Here is a 19002-nt window from a genome sequence, read left to right on the forward strand (position 1 = left end):
GTTAACGCTGATCGTGCGGCCCGCGATTATAAACGGGATATTTTCTCTCTTTCTGGAAATCAAAAATTATCGGTTACACTCATGCCGGGAGGAGGTTTTGCTGCAAAAATCAAGAAAAAATAGCTTTATTTGCATTTAGTCTCTCCATTATAAGAAAAATTATTACTTTTATGCCCAGTTTATCTTACATAATCAATTCAAATCAAACGGTAAATATATTTCTATACTTTAAAAGGAATGAAAGAAACGGAAAATTTCGATGGAAAAAATAAACTCAAAAAAAAATTTCATCAGCGAAAAGGTTTTTATCTACTTTCAGGAATAATCATGGGCATTATTATATTTGCTGCTTTATATCAAACATCAGTCTATTTTTCGACAAACGAGTCGTGCTCAATATGCCATGTCCATCCTCATGCCGAAGAAACATGGAAATTATCGATGCACGTCAACAATAAGAGCGGCGTTATGACGAATTGTGTAGATTGTCATCTTCCTCCTAAAGAAAAAACATGGGATCATTATACAGCAAAGATTGCTCTTGGATTTAAAGATGTATGGGGATATCTTACAAAAGACAGCGCCGATTTTAACTGGGAAAGCAAATCGGAATTGGAATATGCCACAAAATATATACCTAATGAATCGTGCGAAAAATGTCATCAAAATTTGTTTCCTCAAGATGTTACCGATGACGCTATCACAGCTCATCTATATTATGAGGAAAATGCAGAAAAACTCGATTTGCAGTGCATAAGCTGCCACTTGGATGCCGGTCATTATAATCCGAATTATGTACACGGCAAAATGACGGGTATTCCGGGAATTGGCACTTCAAACATAACGGATACTAGCCTATTTTATAAAGAACCCACAAATGTAACTACTTTTGCCGATTATATCGAACAAATACCAGGTACTGCAGTGTCATTCAAAATGATCGCCATACCGGGAGGTAAATTCAATATGGGGAGTCCCGAAAAAGAACCTTTTCACGAACCTGATGAATCTCCCGTTCAGGAAGTTGCCGTCAACTCATTCTTTATGGCAGAAGCAGAAACTACTTGGGATCAATATTGGGCGTTTTATGCTGAAACCATGAGCGAAGGACGCACGCCACCCGAAGAAGTATATGAAAGTAATCTGAAAGCATTGGATGTGGATGCCATTTCCGGTCCCACCCCTCCATTCGGATTTCCTGATCAGGGCTGGGGAAGCGGCAAACGTCCGGCTATTACGATGACTCACTATGCAGCAGAAGTGTTTTGCCAATGGTTGTCTTTAAAAACCGGCAAAAAATATCGCCTTCCCACCGAAGCCGAATGGGAATATGCCACACGGGGAGGGACACAAATGCCCTATTTTTTCCCGGGAAATCCCAAGGATTTTTCGGATCAGGGGTTTTGGCGCAAATTTTTTAAGGCCAAAACAGACACCATCGCTTCATATGTAATATACAGCAAGAACAGCAATAACAAAACACACGAACCTGATGCCGTACGACCTAATCCGTTCGGATTAAAGAACACATTAGGAAACGTAATGGAATATTGTGCCGACAAATATGATCCTGAAGCATACAAAAAAATGAACGGAGCTATGAATCCTTTAATTACAGAAGGAGAAGAATGGGTCGTTCGTGGCGGAAATTATACCTCGGATGCAGCCGACGTACGCTGTGCTTCACGCGACCACACCCGACATGAAGCATGGCTGAAAACCGATCCCCAACAACCCAAAAGCATTTGGTGGTATTCCGATATCAAAGGAATTGGTTTCCGTGTAGTTTGCGAACCCGACTTGTCAATTATTCAAAATAAATACTAATTTTTTAAACGTATCGATATGAAAAAAAACAACGTAACCAGAAGAACATTTCTTAAAAACTCGGCAATGGCAGGAGCACTCGGTGTAATGGGAACAACCTCTTCAGCAGGTTTATTCACCTCGTGCAGCGGAGGAGGAAAAAGTAAAAATGGTAATATACCATTAAAAGAACCCGGCAGTTTCTATATCCCTGATCTTCCCGATAAAGCTGCAGACGGAAAAGAATTGAAGGCAGGTGTAATCGGTTGCGGAGGACGCGGCTCGGGTGCGGCTTTCAACTTCCTAAATGCGGCAAATGGTGTAACAATAGTAGCATTGGGAGATGTTTTTCAAGAAAAAGTGGACAGCTTGGCCGAAAAACTGAAAAACGAAAAAAATATCGACATTCCCACCGATAAACGTTTTGTAGGGTTGGATGCCTACAAACAAGTCATCGATAGCGGTGTGGATATAATTATTGATGCAACACCGCCATTCTTCCGACCCGAACATTTCAAATATGCCGTAGAAAAGGGGAAACATTGTTTTCTTGAAAAACCCATTTGTGTAGATCCCGTAGGGTATCGTACCATCATAGCTGCAGCAAAACAGGCTCAGGCAAAAAATCTGTGTGTGGTAACAGGCACCCAGCGTCATCATCAACGCAGTTATGTCGAATCATTCAAAAAAATCATGGAAGGAGCAATCGGAGAAATCACCGGAGGCGTAGTTTACTGGAATCAGAGCATGTTATGGTATCGTGAACGACAACCGGGATGGAGCGATTTCGAATATATGATTCGCGATTGGGTAAACTGGAAATGGCTGTCGGGAGATCACATTGTTGAGCAACATGTTCATAACATCGACGTATTTACATGGTTTACAGGTTTAAAACCAATGAGTGCCGTCGGATTTGGTTCTCGTCATCGTCGTATCACAGGTGATCAATACGACAATTTCAGCGTCGATTTTACAATGGAAAACGGTATTCACTTTCACAGCATGTGTCGCCAGATAGACGGATGTGCCAACAACGTAAGCGAATTCATCCAAGGCACCAAAGGTTCATGGACGACCCAAGGTGAAACGGTGATTAAAGACCTCGCGGGGAATGTGATCTGGAAATACGATCACGAAGCAGAAAAAACCAATTTCAGCCAAACCGATCCTTATACGCTAGAACATGTCAACCTGATCAATTGCATTCGTGGGAATAAACCCATTGAACAAGCTTCCGAAACAGCTATTGCCAATATGGCAGCCATCATGGGGCGTGAATCGGCTTATACCGGACAAGAAACAAAATGGGATACAATGACAGCTTCGCCATTGGATTATACTCCAAAAGATTTGAATATGGGCAAAATGGATATGAGCGCATTCACTGTGCCTGTACCGGGTAAACCTCAAGAGAAAAAAGGATAACAATGACACTCGACAGAAGAAATTTTTTAAAAAACACCCTTGCAGGTGTTGCAGTACTTGCCGGAGGAAATCGTGCCGTTTTTGCATCCTCTTCTGAAAAAGAATCGATTTCGGATAAATCTTCCAAAGCAAAACTGAATCTTTCATTTCAGGAAGGAATTCCTCCCGGAAAAAATCTGAACGAGAAATTCGATTTCATGGAAAAGCATGGTGTTGTAGGATTTGAACCCGGCGGAAGAGGACTCACTAAACGGATTCCCGAATTCAAGAATGCACTGAAAGGCCGCAATATCAAAATAAGCGCCATATGTGCCGGTTTTGACGGATTCATTCTCTCATCCGATCCGGCCATTCGCAAACAATGTCGCGATACGATGAACGAAATCATCATTGCCGCAGGCGAATTGGAATCTACCGGTGTAATCATGGTGCCTGCCTTCAATTCGCAAAAACCGGTTATGCTCCATACCCAGGAAACACGCGATTTTCTCTGCGAGCAACTTAACGAAATGGGCAATTTTGCCCAACAACACGGCACAACGGTTATTCTTGAACCCCTTAACCGAAAAGAAGCTTTTTATCTGCGACTGGTTGCCGATGCCGCCTCCATATGCCGCGACGTTAACAACCCCGGCATCAAATGCATGGGTGATTTTTGGCACATGACATGGGAAGAAACTTCGGATATGGGCGCCTTTATCTCCGGAGGAGAATATTTGCAACACGTTCATGTAGCAAGCCGTAAACGCCGCAGCATGCCTGGAGAAGACGGCGAAGCCGATAATTACATAAATGGCTTCAAAGGGTTGAAAATGATTGGATACGACAAATATGTCAGCTTCGAATGTGGCGCACAAGGCGATCGCAACGTCGTAGTTCCTGCAGCTGTGGAATTACTTCGCAAACATTGGGAAAAAGCATAAAATAAACTGTTACTGCAATCGTAGTTGTAAAAATGAGTGAGGAAACGTTTCCTCACTCATTTTTATATCAACAAAAATATGGTGATATTTGTGTTATAATACGACTGACGGATTTCGAATCAATATGAAAAAATTAAACCATTTTTTATCCTCTTATATAGCTACCATCATCTTGTTGGCTTTTTATGCCTTCGGACTGGCAGCAGCCACTTTTATCGAAAAATATCACGGCACGGATGTTGCCAAATCGCTGATCTACTATTCCCCCCTCTTTTTTTCCCTACAATTTCTTATGGTTGTGAATTTTATCATGATCATTATCAAATATCGCTATTTTCAGCGACGCCGATGGGCATTGATCGTTGTGCATTTTGCTTTTATCGTCATTCTGCTCGGAGCATTAATCACCCATTTGTTTGGAAAAGATGGAATGGTTCATATTCGGGAAGGAGAAACAACCAACCAAATAACCCTCAAAACCCCCGAGGGTATCAAATACGAAACACTGCCTTTTACACTCAAACTGGTTGACTTCAGATTGATCCGGTATCCGGGATCGGAAAGTCCTTCATCTTATGAAAGTGACCTTCTTGTCGAATATGCAGATGGTAAAATTCAGAAAACAAAAGTTTACATGAACAACGTATTGAATGTAAAAGGATATCGTTTTTTTCAAGCCTCTTTTGACAAAGACGAGATGGGCACCCTTCTTTCCGTAAATAAAGATGGATTGGGAAAAACCATCACCTACAGCGGCTATTTTTTACTGCTGATTGGATTCATTCTTGTTTTCACAACAAAAAATTCCCGATTCCGCCAATTGAACTTGCAACTGAAGGAAGTGAAAAAAACATACCGATCCACCATAACGTGGCTATTGTTCCTCGTTTTTCCCTGTACCCTGTCGGCACAGCATATGCCACCCATAAATATGATGGAAGCAGTACAAAAAAACGCGATCGATCCGCAACATGCAGCACGATTCGGCGAATTGCCCATGCAATGGAATGGAAGAATTGTTCCGGTTAATACGTTTTCGTCCGAGATCCTTCGAAAAGTTCACAAAGAGCTAACTATAGGCAAACTTAATTCCGATCAGTTTCTGCTCAGTTTTCTTTCGATGCCTCAAATGTGGATGCAGGTTCCGTTCATTGCCGTTTCCAATAAAGAAATAAGTCATTATTATCAGTTACCACTCGATTATTGCGCCTATTTTCAACTGATAGATGAAGAGGGGAATTACGTGTTGATGACTAAATTACAGGAAGCATACTATAAGCTGCCGGCTGAACGGAGCAGCTTCGATAAAGATCTGATCAAGCTAGATGAACGCGTCAATATCGTTTCCCAATTGTTGAATTGCCAACTGCTCTGCATTTTTCCTCACCCAACAGATTCCATTCATACCTGGTATGCCCCGGGCAAAGATCTTTCAACTTTCCCTAAAGAAGACTCGCTCTTCATTACACGCTCCTTTGCGTGGTACCTAAGCGAGGTAAACAGCGCATTGAAAAGCGGAAACTGGAATAAACCGAATCAACTTTTGCAGGTTATCGGCGAATATCAAAAAAGGAATGATACTGCATCGCAAATTAATCACCGAAAATTAAATGCCGAAATTCGATATAACCGGCTGGATATTTTTGGTCATTGCCAAATCGGATATTTCATTTTGGGAGGATTATTGGTTGTTTTTGCATTTATAGGACTATTTAAGCCAAAAAAATGGTTAGATACAGTGATTAAAATATTAACCGGTGGTATTTTCCTGATATTTATGTACCATTTATACGGAATGGGATTGCGGGCTTATATTTCGGGGTATGCTCCATGGAGTAATTCCTACGAAACTATGGTTTATGCAGGCTGGGCGACCATTCTTGCCGGTTTTGTCTTTGGTCGAAAGAGCAGTACTGTTCCTCTGGCTCTAGCCACACTTTTTGGGGGGATCATTCTTTTTGTATCCGAACTCAACTGGATGGACCCCCAAATCAATCCGTTGGTTCCCGTATTGAAATCGCCATGGTTGATGTTTCATGTAGCCATACTTGTGGCGGCATACGGCTTCTTTGGCGTTAGTTTCCTGCTTGGCATTGCCAATTTAACGATGATGGTTTTTTATGACAATAATTCGTTGATTTCCTATCGAGTAAAAGAATTGAGCATCATAAACCAAATGGCATTAATGATAGGGCTCGCACTGATGTGCATTGGAACTTTTTTAGGTGCCATATGGGCAAACGAATCCTGGGGACGTTACTGGGGATGGGATCCAAAAGAAACATGGGCTCTTATTACGATTGTCATGTACACCATCGTCACCCATATCCATTTGATAAAAAAAGGAAACAGCGACTGGTTGTTCAACGTTTTATCCATCATTGCCTTCTCATCGGTCTTGATGACTTTTTTTGGGGTGAACTATTTTTTCAGCGGAATGCATTCCTACGGACAAAACGATGCCATGAAAGGAATAATTTTTTATTTATCCATCCCTTTTGTGCTTATAAGCTTTCTTGCCGTCTTTTCCTATAAAAGGTCAAGACGATCTGAACAAATCATCACATTTTTTGATTGAATGCAATCATCATACATAAAAGTAGATTTTTTATAAAACTATATAAACCGGATAAATAGAATATAAAATGATACATTGGGGATTTATCGGATGCGGAAATGTAACGGAGAAAAAAAGTGGTCCTGCTTTCCAAAAAGTAGAAGGTTCTGACGTTGTGGCAGTAATGAGACGAGATGCCGAAAAAGCCAAAGACTATGCTTTGCGACATGGAATTAAAAAATGGTACAATAATGCAGATGATTTAATTCATGACCCTGAAGTAAATGCTGTATATGTTGCTACTCCACCGGCATCACATGCCGAATATGCTATTAAAACAATGAAAGCAGGCAAACCGGTATATGTGGAAAAGCCATTGGCAGCTTCATATGAAGAATGTTTGCAAATTGTTAATGTGGCAAAGGAAACAGGAGTCCCTTGTTTTGTGGCCTATTACCGCCGTACATTACCTTATTTTCTTCGCGTAAAACAACTGATCGATAAAGGGTCGATAGGTAATATTTCGACAGTACAAATTCGTTTTGCCGTTGCGCCACGTGAAGAAGATTTCAAGAAGGATAATTTGCCATGGAGGGTCAAAAAAGAAATTTCCGGCGCAGGCTATTTTTACGATTTGGCTTCGCATCAACTTGATTTACTTGATTATATATTGGGGCCGATTGAAGATGCTAACGGATTTACCTCCAATGTTGCCGGATTATATGAGGTGGAAGATTCGGTAAGTGGAGCATTTCGCTTCGAATCAGGCGTGGTCGGAAGCGGAAGTTGGAGTTTTGTCGCATCAAAAATTGCTCATGTGGATGCAATCGATTTTATAGGAACACAAGGTAAACTTACCTGCTCCACGTTCGATTTCACACCCATCGTGCTTGAAACTGATAAAGGTCGACAAGAATTCATAGAAAAAAACCCGGAAAACATTCAGTTTTATCTCATTGAAAGCATTGTCAATTACCTGAACGGAAAAGGAAGTGAACCGGTAAGCAATTGCATAACGGCAACCCGTACCAACCGAGTTATGGATAAAATATTATGAATTATATTTCTGTTTCTAATTTTTTTTGCATCTTTGAAAAGAAATGTTTCATAAATGAAATAGATCGAGATCAAAAAAAAAATGTATTCTACGATGAACAGGACAAAACCTATACGCGATAAACATATTAAAATAAACAGACATAGATCACTGAAAATGAAACGATTATTTATTTTTTTATGCTTGACTTTCATGCTGGTGAGTTTCTCCTTCTGTAAAGGGAAAAACAAGAAAAGCGAATCGAACAACGCTGATTATATAGTAGAAAACACGGATTTTGCCATAAACCAATATGGATTGATGACCGAAATGATCGAAGATTCGGGGAAAATCCTCAATCCGAAGTCATTCATCAATGGAAAATTTAAATTTATCCCGCCAACGGAATGGACATCAGGGTTTTTTCCGGGGAGTTTATGGTATTTATATGAGCTAACCGGTGACGAAAAATGGAAAATGCATGCAGAAAAGCATACCGAAGCCCTGGACACCGTTCAGTACCTGACCAATACACACGATGTGGGATTCATGATCAATTGCAGTTATGGCAATGGCTTACGATTGAGTGGAAACAAAGCCTACGAAAAGGTAATCGTTCAAGCAGCCCAATCCCTCATCACCCGCTATAGACCCGGTGCAGGAATCATTCAATCGTGGAATGCCAATCCGAAAAAAGACTGGAAATGTCCCGTCATTATCGACAACATGATGAATCTGGAGCTGCTTTTCAATGCAACAAAATTATCTGGGGATTCCACTTTTTATAAAATAGCCGTCAGTCATGCCGACCAAACGATGAAAAATCATTATCGCCCGGATTTCAGCACGTGGCATGTCGTAGATTACGATCCCGAAAATGGGACCATCCGTCACAAAAACACGCATCAGGGTTATTCCGATGAAAGTACTTGGGCACGGGGTCAATCCTGGGGAATATACGGTTTCGTGATGTGCTATCGCGAAACAAACGATCCGAAATACCTGCGTCAGGCAGAAAAAGCCCTCGAATTCGTTTCCGGCCATCCCCATTATCCGGATGATGGAGTTCCCTATTGGGATTATGATGCTCCCGATATTCCGAATACATACCGTGATGCCTCGGCAGCAGCAATTTTGGCATCGGCATTATATGAAATATCGGCCTATTCGACAAAAAAAGATTACAAAGCGTGGGCGGACAATATTATAAATACCCTTGCAAGCCCGGCATATAGAGCAAAGATTGGCGAAAACGGTTATTTTCTTCTGATGCATTCGGTAGGCAGCTTGCCTCACAACTCGGAAGTGGATGTGCCGCTCAACTATGCCGATTACTATTTTCTGGAAGCATTGAAAAGAAAAAGAGAGTTGGAAAAATGAAAAAAGCAACGAATCAAGCATTGGTAATTTTCGGAGCTTCAGGAGATCTTACTTACCGAAAACTTCTTCCTGCCGTCTTCGATCTGTTTATGAACAATTTGTTGCCCGACGGTTTTGCCGTGTTGGGCATAAGTCGTTCCCAATATACAGATCATGCGTTTCGCGAAAAAATGAAAAAGGGAATCAAGGAGTTTTCTAACTTTAAAAACGCCGAGTCCGATAAAATAAACAACTTCCTGTCCAAAATTTTTTATCTCAGCATTGACACCGAAAATGGAGAAGAGTATGTATTGGTAAAAGAAAAATTGACCGAATTAAACAGAAAATTCAACCTTGGCTGTAATTATATTTTTTATCTCTCCACTCCACCAAGTTTATATGCGTCGATTCCGAAATTTCTTTACGGACAAGGACTTACCTTTCAACAAAAAGGATTCCGCCGTATCGTGTTTGAAAAACCGTTCGGTCACAATCTCCTATCCGCCAAAGAATTAAATAAGTTATTGCTGGAATTTTTCGAAGAAGATCAAATTTATCGCATCGACCATTATTTAGGTAAAGAAACCGTACAAAACCTAATGGTTACACGCTTTGCCAACGGCATTTATGAACCCTTATGGAACCGAAATTTCGTTCAACACGTAGAGATCACTGCAGCAGAGAACATTGGGGTTGAAGGCCGAGGTGAATATTACGATCATGCCGGAGCATTACGCGATATGGTGCAAAACCATTTGCTGCAGATGGTTTCACTTGTGGCCATGGAACCTCCGATAAAAATCACGCCACAAGATATCCGATACGAAAAAATGAAAGTTTTCAGGGCGTTACACCCACTCAGCGAATACGACTTGAAAAATCATGTCATCAGAGGACAATATACCGCTTCCACCATACGGGGAAAACATTATCCGGCTTATCGTGAAGAACCTCATGTAGCAAAGGATTCGCGTACAGAAACATATGTCGCGATGAAATTTTTTATCGACAATTGGCGTTGGGCTGATGTACCTTTCTATATCCGTACAGGGAAACGTTTGCCTACTCGGGTATCGGAAGTTGTCATCCATTTTAAACCTTCACCCTTACCTCTTTTCCGACATGAAGGTTCGTCAGATAAGCTTAACAACCAACTGATTCTGCGGATTCATCCCGACGAAGGCATTTTGCTGAAAACCGGTATGAAAGTGCCGGGAAACGATTATCTGGTAAAATCGGTGAATATGGATTTCCATTATTCCGAATTGAGCAATCAATACATTCCCGATCCTTATGAACGATTACTTCTCGATTGCATGACAGGTGACAATACATTATTTATGGATGGCGAAGCGGTGGAGGAAACATGGAAATTCGTGCAGCCCATTCTCGATTATTGGGAAAATCATCCCGAAGCACCTTTATATGGTTATCCCGCAGGCACATGGGGTCCCGATGTTGCAGACAGGCTCATTGAAGGAAAAAACGACACATGGCGCTATCCGTGTAAAAATTTAGCAGATGACGGCATGTATTGTGAATTGTAATCGCTTAGCACAAAAAGTAAACTACCGAATTTCTAACCGGCTAACAAAATCGTCATAAAAAATGAAAATAAAAATAGCGGAAGACATCGCTTCTCTCAACAAAGCTTTTACAGAGTGGATGAAGACCATATTGTCGCAACAGGAAGAAATTACGTTGGCTTTATCGGGTGGTTCTACTCCTAAATCGTTATTCGATTATTGGGCAAAACACCATGCGACCGATATCGACTGGGAAAAGATTAAATTTTTCTGGAGCGATGAACGCTGCGTTCCTCCCACCGACAATGAAAGCAATTACAAGATGGCAAAAGAGCATCTTTTTGATCGAATTGCTATTCCGGAAGAACATATTTTCCGCATCTACGGAGAAAACGATCCCGAAAAAGAAGCCAAACGCTATGCAGAAGTGCTGAAAAGGGAGATAAAAACTGTAAATGGTATCCCTTCTTTCGACATTCTCATGCTGGGAATGGGTGAAGACGGACATACTGCTTCGATATTCCCTCTCCAAATCCATCTATGGGATAGTGAAGAACTTTGCATAGTTGGAACCCATCCGATAACAGGACAAAAACGCATCAGTCTTTCGGGAAAAACAATCAATGCAGCACAAAATGTGGCTATTCTGGTTGCCGGAGAAGCCAAAGCCGATAAGGTAAAAGAAATTATCGAATCAAAAGAAACAGCACAAAAACGTTATCCGGCCGCCAAAGTTTCCCCCACATCAGGAAATTTGGTATGGTTCATGGATCGCGAGGCAGCTAAAAAACTTGCAGCAGAACCATATTCATTTTAACGTTTTAACTTTATAATGGCAATCGGTTTTACCTTTCATCAGATTCGATAATTTGCTTTTGATCATCCTTTTGCGCATAGGGTTAATTTTATCCACAAACAAAATTCCGTCAAGATGATCGTATTCGTGCTGAATGGCGCGTGCTTTATACCCCTCATATACTTCATCGTGCAGCTGCAAATTTTCATCGAGGTATTGAATGCGTATGCTATTTTTACGCGGCACCTTCTCATGGATTCCGGGTAAGCTCAAACATCCTTCTTCCATAAGTTCGATATCGCCCGTTCGTTCCAAAATATGCGCATTGATAAACACTTTCTTAAACCCATCGAATTCTGGATCTTCGTCTGCCAATACCGTGAGATCAACAACAAAAATACGATCTTCGAGCCCGACCTGCGGGGCCGCCAATCCAACGCCATCGGCATTGTACATTGTTTCAAACATATTCTCGATCAACTCCTTCAAATGAGGATAGTTTTCAGGATCAATATCATTGGCAACTTTTCTCAAAACGGGTTGCCCATAAATGTATATCGGTAAAATCATCGTTCTTTTATGGTTTCATTCGTTTACTTTCCATATATCCTTGAAGAATAATGGTGGCACTGATTTCGTCAACCAATGCCTTGTTTTGCCTGTCTTTTTTTTTCAATCCACCATCAATCATGGCCTGATGCGCCATTTTCGAAGAGAAACGTTCATCGAAATATTCTATTGGAACAGAGGAAAATATTTGCTTCAATTTATTGACAAAAACTTCAACCCGCTGCATATTTTCCGACATCTCGCCGCTCATTTGCTTGGGCAAACCAACAACAATGGCCGATACTTCTTCTTTTTGGAGATAATCGCTAAGAAAATCAAATATTTCTGAAGTTTTAACAGTAGTTAGTCCGTTTGCAATAATCTGCAACGGATCGCTAACTGCAATACCAGTGCGTTTTTTCCCGTAATCGATGGCAAGAATCCGCCCCATAAAGCTATTAAACCTGTAATTTTCTGCGACGCAATTCGAAATCATGACCCAAGTACTTCTCTCGAACAATGGGATTAGCCGCCAATTCTTCTGCCGTTCCCTGAAACAATACTTTACCTTCGAAAAGGAGATAGGCACGATCAGTAATACTCAGGGTTTCATCAACATTATGATCGGTAATCAAAATGCCGATATTGCGATATTTCAACTGAGCCACAATAGATTGTATATCCTGCACTGCAATAGGATCGATACCGGCAAAAGGTTCATCGAGCATGATAAACTTAGGATCGATGGCCAAACAACGGGCAATTTCAGCGCGACGACGTTCACCTCCCGACAAACGATCACCCTGATTTTTTCGGACTTTTTGTAATCCGAATTCTGAAATCAAACTTTCGAGTTTTTGTTTCTGTTCCTTCGGTGTTTTATCGGTAAACTCCAATACAGAACGGATATTGTCTTCCACTGTCATTTTTCTGAAAATGGATGCCTCTTGGGCAAGATAACCAACGCCATAGCGTGCACGTTTGTAGACAGGGAACTTAGTTATATTGGTATTGCCAAGATAAATTTCGCCTTCATTTGGGACAATTAATCCCACTGTCATATAAAAAGTAGTAGTTTTGCCTGCACCATTCGGCCCCAATAGTCCGACAATCTCTCCCTGACATACATTAATGGAAACATGATCCACTACTGTACGCGTCCGATATTTCTTAACCAAATTCTCAGTACACAACATCAGCGGTTCATTTTCCAAACCGTAAGTTTTGGCTTCATTCACAACATCAACTAAATTCTCATCCATTATTATCGGGAAAATTTAAGCAAAGGTACGAAATTATTTGCTTTAATTCATATTAATCGCCTATGACGATTTGGCTACATCCTATCTCCCCTCCCACAGGAGGATTCATTTTGGCCATCCTCACTTCAAGATGCACTATTTGCGGAAACGACGCTTTTATTCGTTCCAATATCCGATATGCTGCATTTTCCATGAGTTGCGAGGGTTTTAGCATCTCCGATTTCACTAATTCGTATATGGCTGCATAATTTATAGTATCTTCAATATTGTCTGTTTTGCAAGCTTTAGAAAGATCGGCTTCGATACGGAGATTAACCATAAATTCGTTCCCAACCACCGTTTCCTGAGAAAATACGCCATGATGCGCAAAAAAACGCATATTCTTCAGTTCTATAACCGTTTTCATTTATTTCAACTTTTTAAAGCTCAAATGTAACAAAATGTTCTTACATTTGTTGTGTGAAAACAAAAAAATAACATGACAACAAAACCCGATCAAATCATCGAAAGGCTTTCTGCTTTGAGAAAATTCATGAAAATGCAGCATCTGGATGCTTTCATTGTTCCGAGCACCGATCCACATTTAAGTGAATATCCACCAAAAAGATGGGAATGCAGAAAATGGATTACCGGCTTTACCGGATCGGCAGGAACTGCAGTAATCACAATGGAACAGGCAGGTGTATGGACCGATTCGCGCTATTTTCTTCAAGCTGCTCAACAACTGGAAGGAACAGGATTTGATCTGTTTAAAATGGGTATGCCCGAAACTCCGGATATGGTTAACTGGATCATTGAACAAGTAGGCAAGGGCGGAAAAGTTGGCATCGATGGAATGGTGTATGCAGCATCGGAAGCCAAAAATCTGATAAACAAACTCGCGTCGAAAGGGATTGAAACAGAAACGGAATTTGATCCTTTTGAAGAAATATGGAAAGATCGGCCCGGAATACCCAAAAACAAAATTTTTACCCTCCCCGAAGAAATTACAGGAGAATCAACAAAAAGCAAAATTGAACGAATCGTAGAGGAAATTGATAAAGCAGGGGCTGACGGAATTGTTATTGCAACACTCGATGCCGTTGCATGGACATTTAACATCAGAGGCAATGATGTGGAATACAATCCGGTGGCTGTTGCCTACGGGTATGTTTCTAAAAATGAATCAATTTTATTTATTGACCCCAACAAACTCACTGATACAATCGCTTCGGAACTGCAATCGCAAGGTGTAAAAACGGCAGATTATAACCATATTTTCAATTATATCGAAAAACTTCCCGAAAAAACAACGGTTTGCGTAACAGAAAGCAAAATAAATTATTCCCTTTATAAAGCACTTTCCGAAAGATGTAAGGTTATTGATCTCACTTCGCCAATCGACTTAATGAAAAGTATGAAGAACGAAACCGAATTGAACGGTTTTCGCCTTGCAATGGTGAAAGACGGAGTGGCATTGACCCGCTTTTATATGTGGTTTGAAAAAGCCGTGCCAACAGGTATGGTAACAGAAATGACCATTACGGAAAAGTTACGGGAATTCCGTTCGAAACAGGATCAGTATATGGGTGAGAGTTTCGGTACCATTGCCGGTTATGCTGCGCATGGAGCCATCGTCCATTACAGTGCTACTCCCGAAAGCAATTCAACTATCGAACCCAAAGGATTGCTGCTTATCGATTCGGGAGCCCAATTTATGCATGGAACAACAGACATAACACGTACAATTGCCCTGGGTGAAGTCGCTCCCCAAATGAAAAAGGACTATACCAAGGTACTAAAGGGACATATTGCGTTGGCAACAGCTATTTACCCCGAAGGAACACGAGGTTCGCAGCTCGATATCTTGGCTCGCAAACCATTATGGGATGATTGCGAAACCTACTGGCATGGTAGCGGCCACGGTATTGGTCATTTCCTCAATGTGCATGAAGGTCCGCAAAACATTCGCATGGAAGAAAATCCCACCCCGCTCAAAAAAGGAATGGTTACTTCCAATGAACCGGGAATCTATCGCACCGACCAATACGGCATCCGTATAGAAAACCTTGTGGTTGCCAAAGAATACAAAAAAACCGAGGATTTCGGTACATTCTATCATTTTGAGACCATAACTCTTTGTCCAATCGACACTAAACCTATCGAAACGGATATGCTTACAGAAAAAGAAAAATCATGGCTTAACAATTATCACCGGATGGTATATGACAAATTGCAACACTATTTGAGTGATGAAGAAAAAACATGGTTGAAAGAAAAGACAAAAGCAATATAAAAAGAATCATTCAAAATGGCGCTTATCAAATCAGTAAGAGGATTTACCCCACAAATAGGAGAAAATACATTCCTGGCCGATAATGCCACCATAATTGGTGACGTAATCATAGGAAATAATTGCAGTTTATGGTTTAATGCCGTCTTACGTGGCGATGTCAATTCCATCCGCATTGGAAATAGAGTAAATATTCAGGATGGCTCAGTGATTCATACTTTATATGAAAAATCGGTTACCGAAATAGGCGACGATGTTTCGATCGGTCACAATGTGGTAATACATGGTGCCAAAATAGAAGACGGGGCACTTATCGGCATGGGGGCTATCATATTGGATCATGCGGTAATTGGCGAAGGGTCCATTATTGCCGCCGGAGCAGTGGTTTTAAGCAATACAATAGTTGAGCCCGGCAGCATATATGCAGGTGTTCCTGCCAAATTTGTCAAAAAAGTCGACACCGAACAGTCAAAAGAAATGAATCAAAAAATTGCACGAAACTATCTCATGTATTCCGAATGGTATAAAGAAGCGAATAAATAAACCATTTTTTTTTATTCATCGAATAATCCGGTGATGGGTTCTTAAGAACCGCAAAGAAAAGTTTATTTTTTCTCTTTCATTTCGATTCGTATGATAATATTAATAATTATCCTTTTTATTGCCGGTTATTTGTTGATTGCGATGGAACAATCTATCCGCATCAACAAAGCAAGCATTGCGCTGCTACTCGGTACATTACTCTGGATCATTTATCTTTATATCGCTCCCGATATTATTCCCAGGGTGGCACCGGATCAATTCCGGCACTACCTGGATTTGAATCCCGGATTGGAATCTTATTCTTATAAAGAACAAATCAGAGATTTTGTAGTCAACTTTCAAATTATCGAATCCCTCGGTGATATTGGAGAAACCATTCTGTTCCTCCTGGCAGCGATGACGATAGTAGAAATCATCGATGTACACGGAGGATTTACGTATATTACCGATCACATCACCACCCGCCATAAAAGGCGTTTGTTGTGGCTAATTGGTTTTATCACGTTTTTCATGTCTGCCGTACTCGACAACCTTACCATTACCATTATCATGCTCATGCTCATTAGACGAATTATCCCCGATCCGCGAGAACGATGGCTGTTTGGCGGGATTATTGTGATTGCGGCAAACAGTGGAGGAGCTTGGTCGCCCATAGGTGATGTAACTACGATCATGCTGTGGACAAAAGGAAATGTAACGTACAAGATTATTCCTCAACTTTTTTTCCCCAGTCTCGTTTCCATGGTAATCCCTACTTTTGTGGTACAATTTTTCTTTCATGGAAAAATTAAAGACAATCCGGCAAAAACGAATCCTCACCCACAAAAGAAACCACAAAACTACATGACGTCTTCTGCTCGATTAGCCATTCTGATTTTTGGACTACTCATTTTGGTTCTTTCCCCCGTTTTTAAAGCAATCACCAATTTACCGCCTTTTATCTGGTTACTGTTTGGTGTAAGCTTGATGTGGATATATACGGAAATAATTTACAATTACAAAGTTACAATCGATGAGAAAAATAAACTAAGGGTATCAAAAGTATTTAAACGATTGGATTTTTCTACATTAATGTTTTTTTTAGGCATTCTGCTTGCTGTAGATGCGCTTCAAAAAGCAGGAATATTGGGAAGTGCATCGGCATTTCTGGCTGAAAAAGTGCCCAATATTTATGAACAGGGAATTTTAATCGGATTATTATCATCCGTTATAGATAACGTACCGTTAGTGGCTGCAACTATCGGAATGTATCCATTGGTTGATCCTGCAACATTGTCCACCTTCACAGATCCGGCATTTATGCAGAATTTTATACCTGACGGCACATTCTGGCATTTTATCGCTTACTGTGCCGGTGTAGGCGGAAACATTCTTATTATCGGATCGGCAGCAGGTGTGGTTTTTATGGGAATAGAAGGCGTGTCTTTCGGATGGTATTTAAAACGCATGACTCCCGTAGCTCTTATCGGCTATCTGGCCGGTGCAGGAATTTATATCCTGCAACACATCCTTATCGTTTAAAAACCGATTTTTCATCTTTCATGAGCAGTGCCTCGTCGTTCGGTTCTGACCATTTTAAAAAGTTGATCGTTAGGGCGAATTTTTGCCGGAGTGCGAATTGAAAAATGATCACCTTTCACTGCTTCGGTAACCGTTTCCAAGTTTACCCGAATATCGTGGGCTGTAAAAAAGACAGCACCGGTAGTCGGTCCGGTAATCAGCAATTCATCTCCCTCATTAACCGATTGTGTTTCCACGAGAAACTCGCCCACACCGAGGTTGTTGAAAAATTTAATGGCTTTACCCACGTACACTTTTCGCTTGGTAGCTCCCGATCCGTAGCGATGCGTCCACTCGCCTAAACGTTGGCCGAGATAATATCCATCCCAAAAACCACGATTGAAAACCGCAGCCAATTGTTCGTTCCATCTGTCGATTTTTTCCTGTATAAACGTATCGTCACAATATGCCTGCACAGCTTCTTTATAACAGGAAGTTACAATACGTACATATTCGGGGCCACGAGCACGACCTTCAATTTTGAACACCCGAACGCCGGCATCCATCATTTTATTCAAAAAATGAATAGTCTTCAAATCCTTGGGCGACATGATGTATTCGTTATCGATATCCAACTCGATTTCGCTGTCTTTGTCTTTCACGGTATAAGCACGACGACAAATCTGATTGCATTCACCGCGATTGGCCGATAGATTCTTCTCGTGCAAACTTAAATAACACTTGCCCGATACGGCCATGCATAAAGCACCGTGTGCAAACATTTCGATGCGGACCAATTCGCCTGAAGGACCTTTTATCTGCCGTTCGACAATGTCTTTATGAATACCTGACACCTGATCCAAATTTAATTCACGTGCCAGTACAACCACATCGGCAAACTGAGCATAGAACTCCAACGCTTCGGTGTTGGTAATATTGAGTTGGGTTGAAAGATGCACCTCTATTCCAATACTGCGTGCATACATCAAAACCGCTACATCGGCAGCGATAATGGCCGAAAGTCCGGCTTCCTTTGCAGCGTCCACTATGTTGCGCATTAACGATAGATCATCATTGTAAATAATGGTATTCACTGTCAGGTAACTCTTGATATTATGTTCTTTGCAAATCTGAGCAATACGATGAAGATCATCTATCGTGAAATTGTTTGATGACCGGGCACGCATATTCAGCCCTTCAACCCCAAAATAAATAGAATCGGCTCCACCCTGAATTGCAGCCATTAATGACTCATAAGATCCAGCGGGTGCCATGATTTCGTAATCGTAACGGTCTCTCATACTGCTATTCTTCTTTACAAATGTACTGCTTTTTCGGTTTTTATGGAAATATACTTAAAACCATCTCGCAAAACCACTACTCGTTTATTTTTAAGTCAGCATTTTACACTTTACCCAAAATTTTATTTTATCTTTGCGAAAACA

At 41.0% G+C, this 19002-nt stretch carries 16 protein-coding genes; 11 read left to right on the top strand and 5 right to left on the bottom strand.

The window, feature by feature from the left end:
- Window positions 1–237 precede the first annotated feature (237 nt).
- The 8 genes from OLM34_RS10820 to pgl all read left to right on the top strand — a co-directional run bounded on the left by OLM34_RS10820 (window position 238) and on the right by pgl (window position 11452).
- Window positions 238–1827 carry an SUMF1/EgtB/PvdO family nonheme iron enzyme gene (locus tag OLM34_RS10820; protein WP_264407256.1) on the top strand — a complete coding sequence of 530 codons (1590 nt, stop codon included), beginning with the start codon at window positions 238–240 and terminating at the stop codon, window positions 1825–1827.
- 18 nt (window positions 1828–1845) lie between these two features.
- The gene (locus OLM34_RS10825) at window positions 1846–3234 is read left to right on the top strand and encodes a Gfo/Idh/MocA family oxidoreductase (RefSeq protein WP_264407257.1); all 1389 of its coding nucleotides are present in this window, start codon (window positions 1846–1848) and stop codon (window positions 3232–3234) included.
- A gap of 2 nt (window positions 3235–3236) precedes the next feature.
- A complete protein-coding gene (locus tag OLM34_RS10830; protein ID WP_264407258.1) occupies window positions 3237–4157 on the top strand; it encodes a sugar phosphate isomerase/epimerase family protein in 921 nt (306 codons plus the stop codon).
- Between the two features lie 124 nt (window positions 4158–4281).
- Entirely contained in the window at window positions 4282–6735 is a 2454-nt protein-coding gene (locus OLM34_RS10835; protein ID WP_264407259.1) for a cytochrome c biogenesis protein CcsA, read from the top strand.
- 55 nt (window positions 6736–6790) lie between these two features.
- Complete coding sequence (locus OLM34_RS10840) at window positions 6791–7771, top strand: Gfo/Idh/MocA family protein (RefSeq protein WP_264407293.1); 981 nt, start codon at window positions 6791–6793, stop codon at window positions 7769–7771.
- Window positions 7772–7927: 156 nt separating this feature from the next.
- A complete protein-coding gene (locus tag OLM34_RS10845) occupies window positions 7928–9130 on the top strand; it encodes a glycoside hydrolase family 88 protein (protein ID WP_264407295.1) in 1203 nt (400 codons plus the stop codon).
- Window positions 9127–10656: a glucose-6-phosphate dehydrogenase gene (gene zwf, locus OLM34_RS10850; RefSeq protein WP_264407261.1), complete on the top strand. Its 1530-nt coding sequence runs from the start codon at window positions 9127–9129 to the stop codon at window positions 10654–10656. Before OLM34_RS10845 ends, zwf begins: the two co-directional genes overlap by 4 nt.
- A gap of 61 nt (window positions 10657–10717) precedes the next feature.
- Window positions 10718–11452, top strand: coding sequence for a 6-phosphogluconolactonase (gene pgl, locus OLM34_RS10855; RefSeq protein WP_264407262.1), 735 nt, complete (start codon window positions 10718–10720; stop codon window positions 11450–11452).
- On the opposite strand, the gene def is transcribed toward pgl, so the two are convergent.
- From def to folB, 4 genes are all read right to left on the bottom strand, one after another.
- On the bottom strand, window positions 11444–12001 hold the full coding sequence (gene def / locus OLM34_RS10860) for a peptide deformylase (protein WP_264407263.1): 558 nt from the start codon (window positions 11999–12001) through the stop codon (window positions 11444–11446). The two genes, pgl and def, sit on opposite strands and share 9 nt — an antisense overlap.
- A 7-nt stretch (window positions 12002–12008) precedes the next feature.
- Window positions 12009–12431, bottom strand: coding sequence for a Holliday junction resolvase RuvX (ruvX, locus tag OLM34_RS10865; RefSeq protein ID WP_264407265.1), 423 nt, complete (start codon window positions 12429–12431; stop codon window positions 12009–12011).
- 7 nt (window positions 12432–12438) lie between these two features.
- On the bottom strand, window positions 12439–13176 hold the full coding sequence (gene lptB, locus OLM34_RS10870; RefSeq protein ID WP_264407297.1) for an LPS export ABC transporter ATP-binding protein: 738 nt from the start codon (window positions 13174–13176) through the stop codon (window positions 12439–12441).
- Between the two features lie 118 nt (window positions 13177–13294).
- Entirely contained in the window at window positions 13295–13648 is a 354-nt protein-coding gene (gene folB, locus OLM34_RS10875; RefSeq protein ID WP_264407267.1) for a dihydroneopterin aldolase, read from the bottom strand.
- Window positions 13649–13720: 72 nt separating this feature from the next.
- On the opposite strand from folB, the gene OLM34_RS10880 reads away from it, so the two are divergent.
- From OLM34_RS10880 to nhaD, 3 genes are all read left to right on the top strand, one after another.
- Window positions 13721–15517 (top strand): aminopeptidase P family protein, encoded by a 1797-nt coding sequence (locus tag OLM34_RS10880; RefSeq protein ID WP_264407269.1) that lies wholly within the window; start codon window positions 13721–13723, stop codon window positions 15515–15517.
- 15 nt (window positions 15518–15532) lie between these two features.
- The gene (locus OLM34_RS10885; RefSeq protein ID WP_264407271.1) at window positions 15533–16057 is read left to right on the top strand and encodes a gamma carbonic anhydrase family protein; all 525 of its coding nucleotides are present in this window, start codon (window positions 15533–15535) and stop codon (window positions 16055–16057) included.
- Window positions 16058–16147: 90 nt separating this feature from the next.
- Window positions 16148–17578, top strand: coding sequence for a sodium:proton antiporter NhaD (gene nhaD, locus OLM34_RS10890; protein WP_264407272.1), 1431 nt, complete (start codon window positions 16148–16150; stop codon window positions 17576–17578).
- 11 nt (window positions 17579–17589) lie between these two features.
- Here nhaD and OLM34_RS10895 read toward each other — a convergent pair whose 3' ends face one another.
- Window positions 17590–18858, bottom strand: coding sequence for a peptidase U32 family protein (locus OLM34_RS10895; RefSeq protein WP_264407273.1), 1269 nt, complete (start codon window positions 18856–18858; stop codon window positions 17590–17592).
- Between the last annotated feature and the right edge of the window lie 144 nt (window positions 18859–19002).

The organism is Anaerorudis cellulosivorans (assembly GCF_025943985.1).
GTDB lineage: Bacteria > Bacteroidota > Bacteroidia > Bacteroidales > Dysgonomonadaceae > Anaerorudis > Anaerorudis cellulosivorans.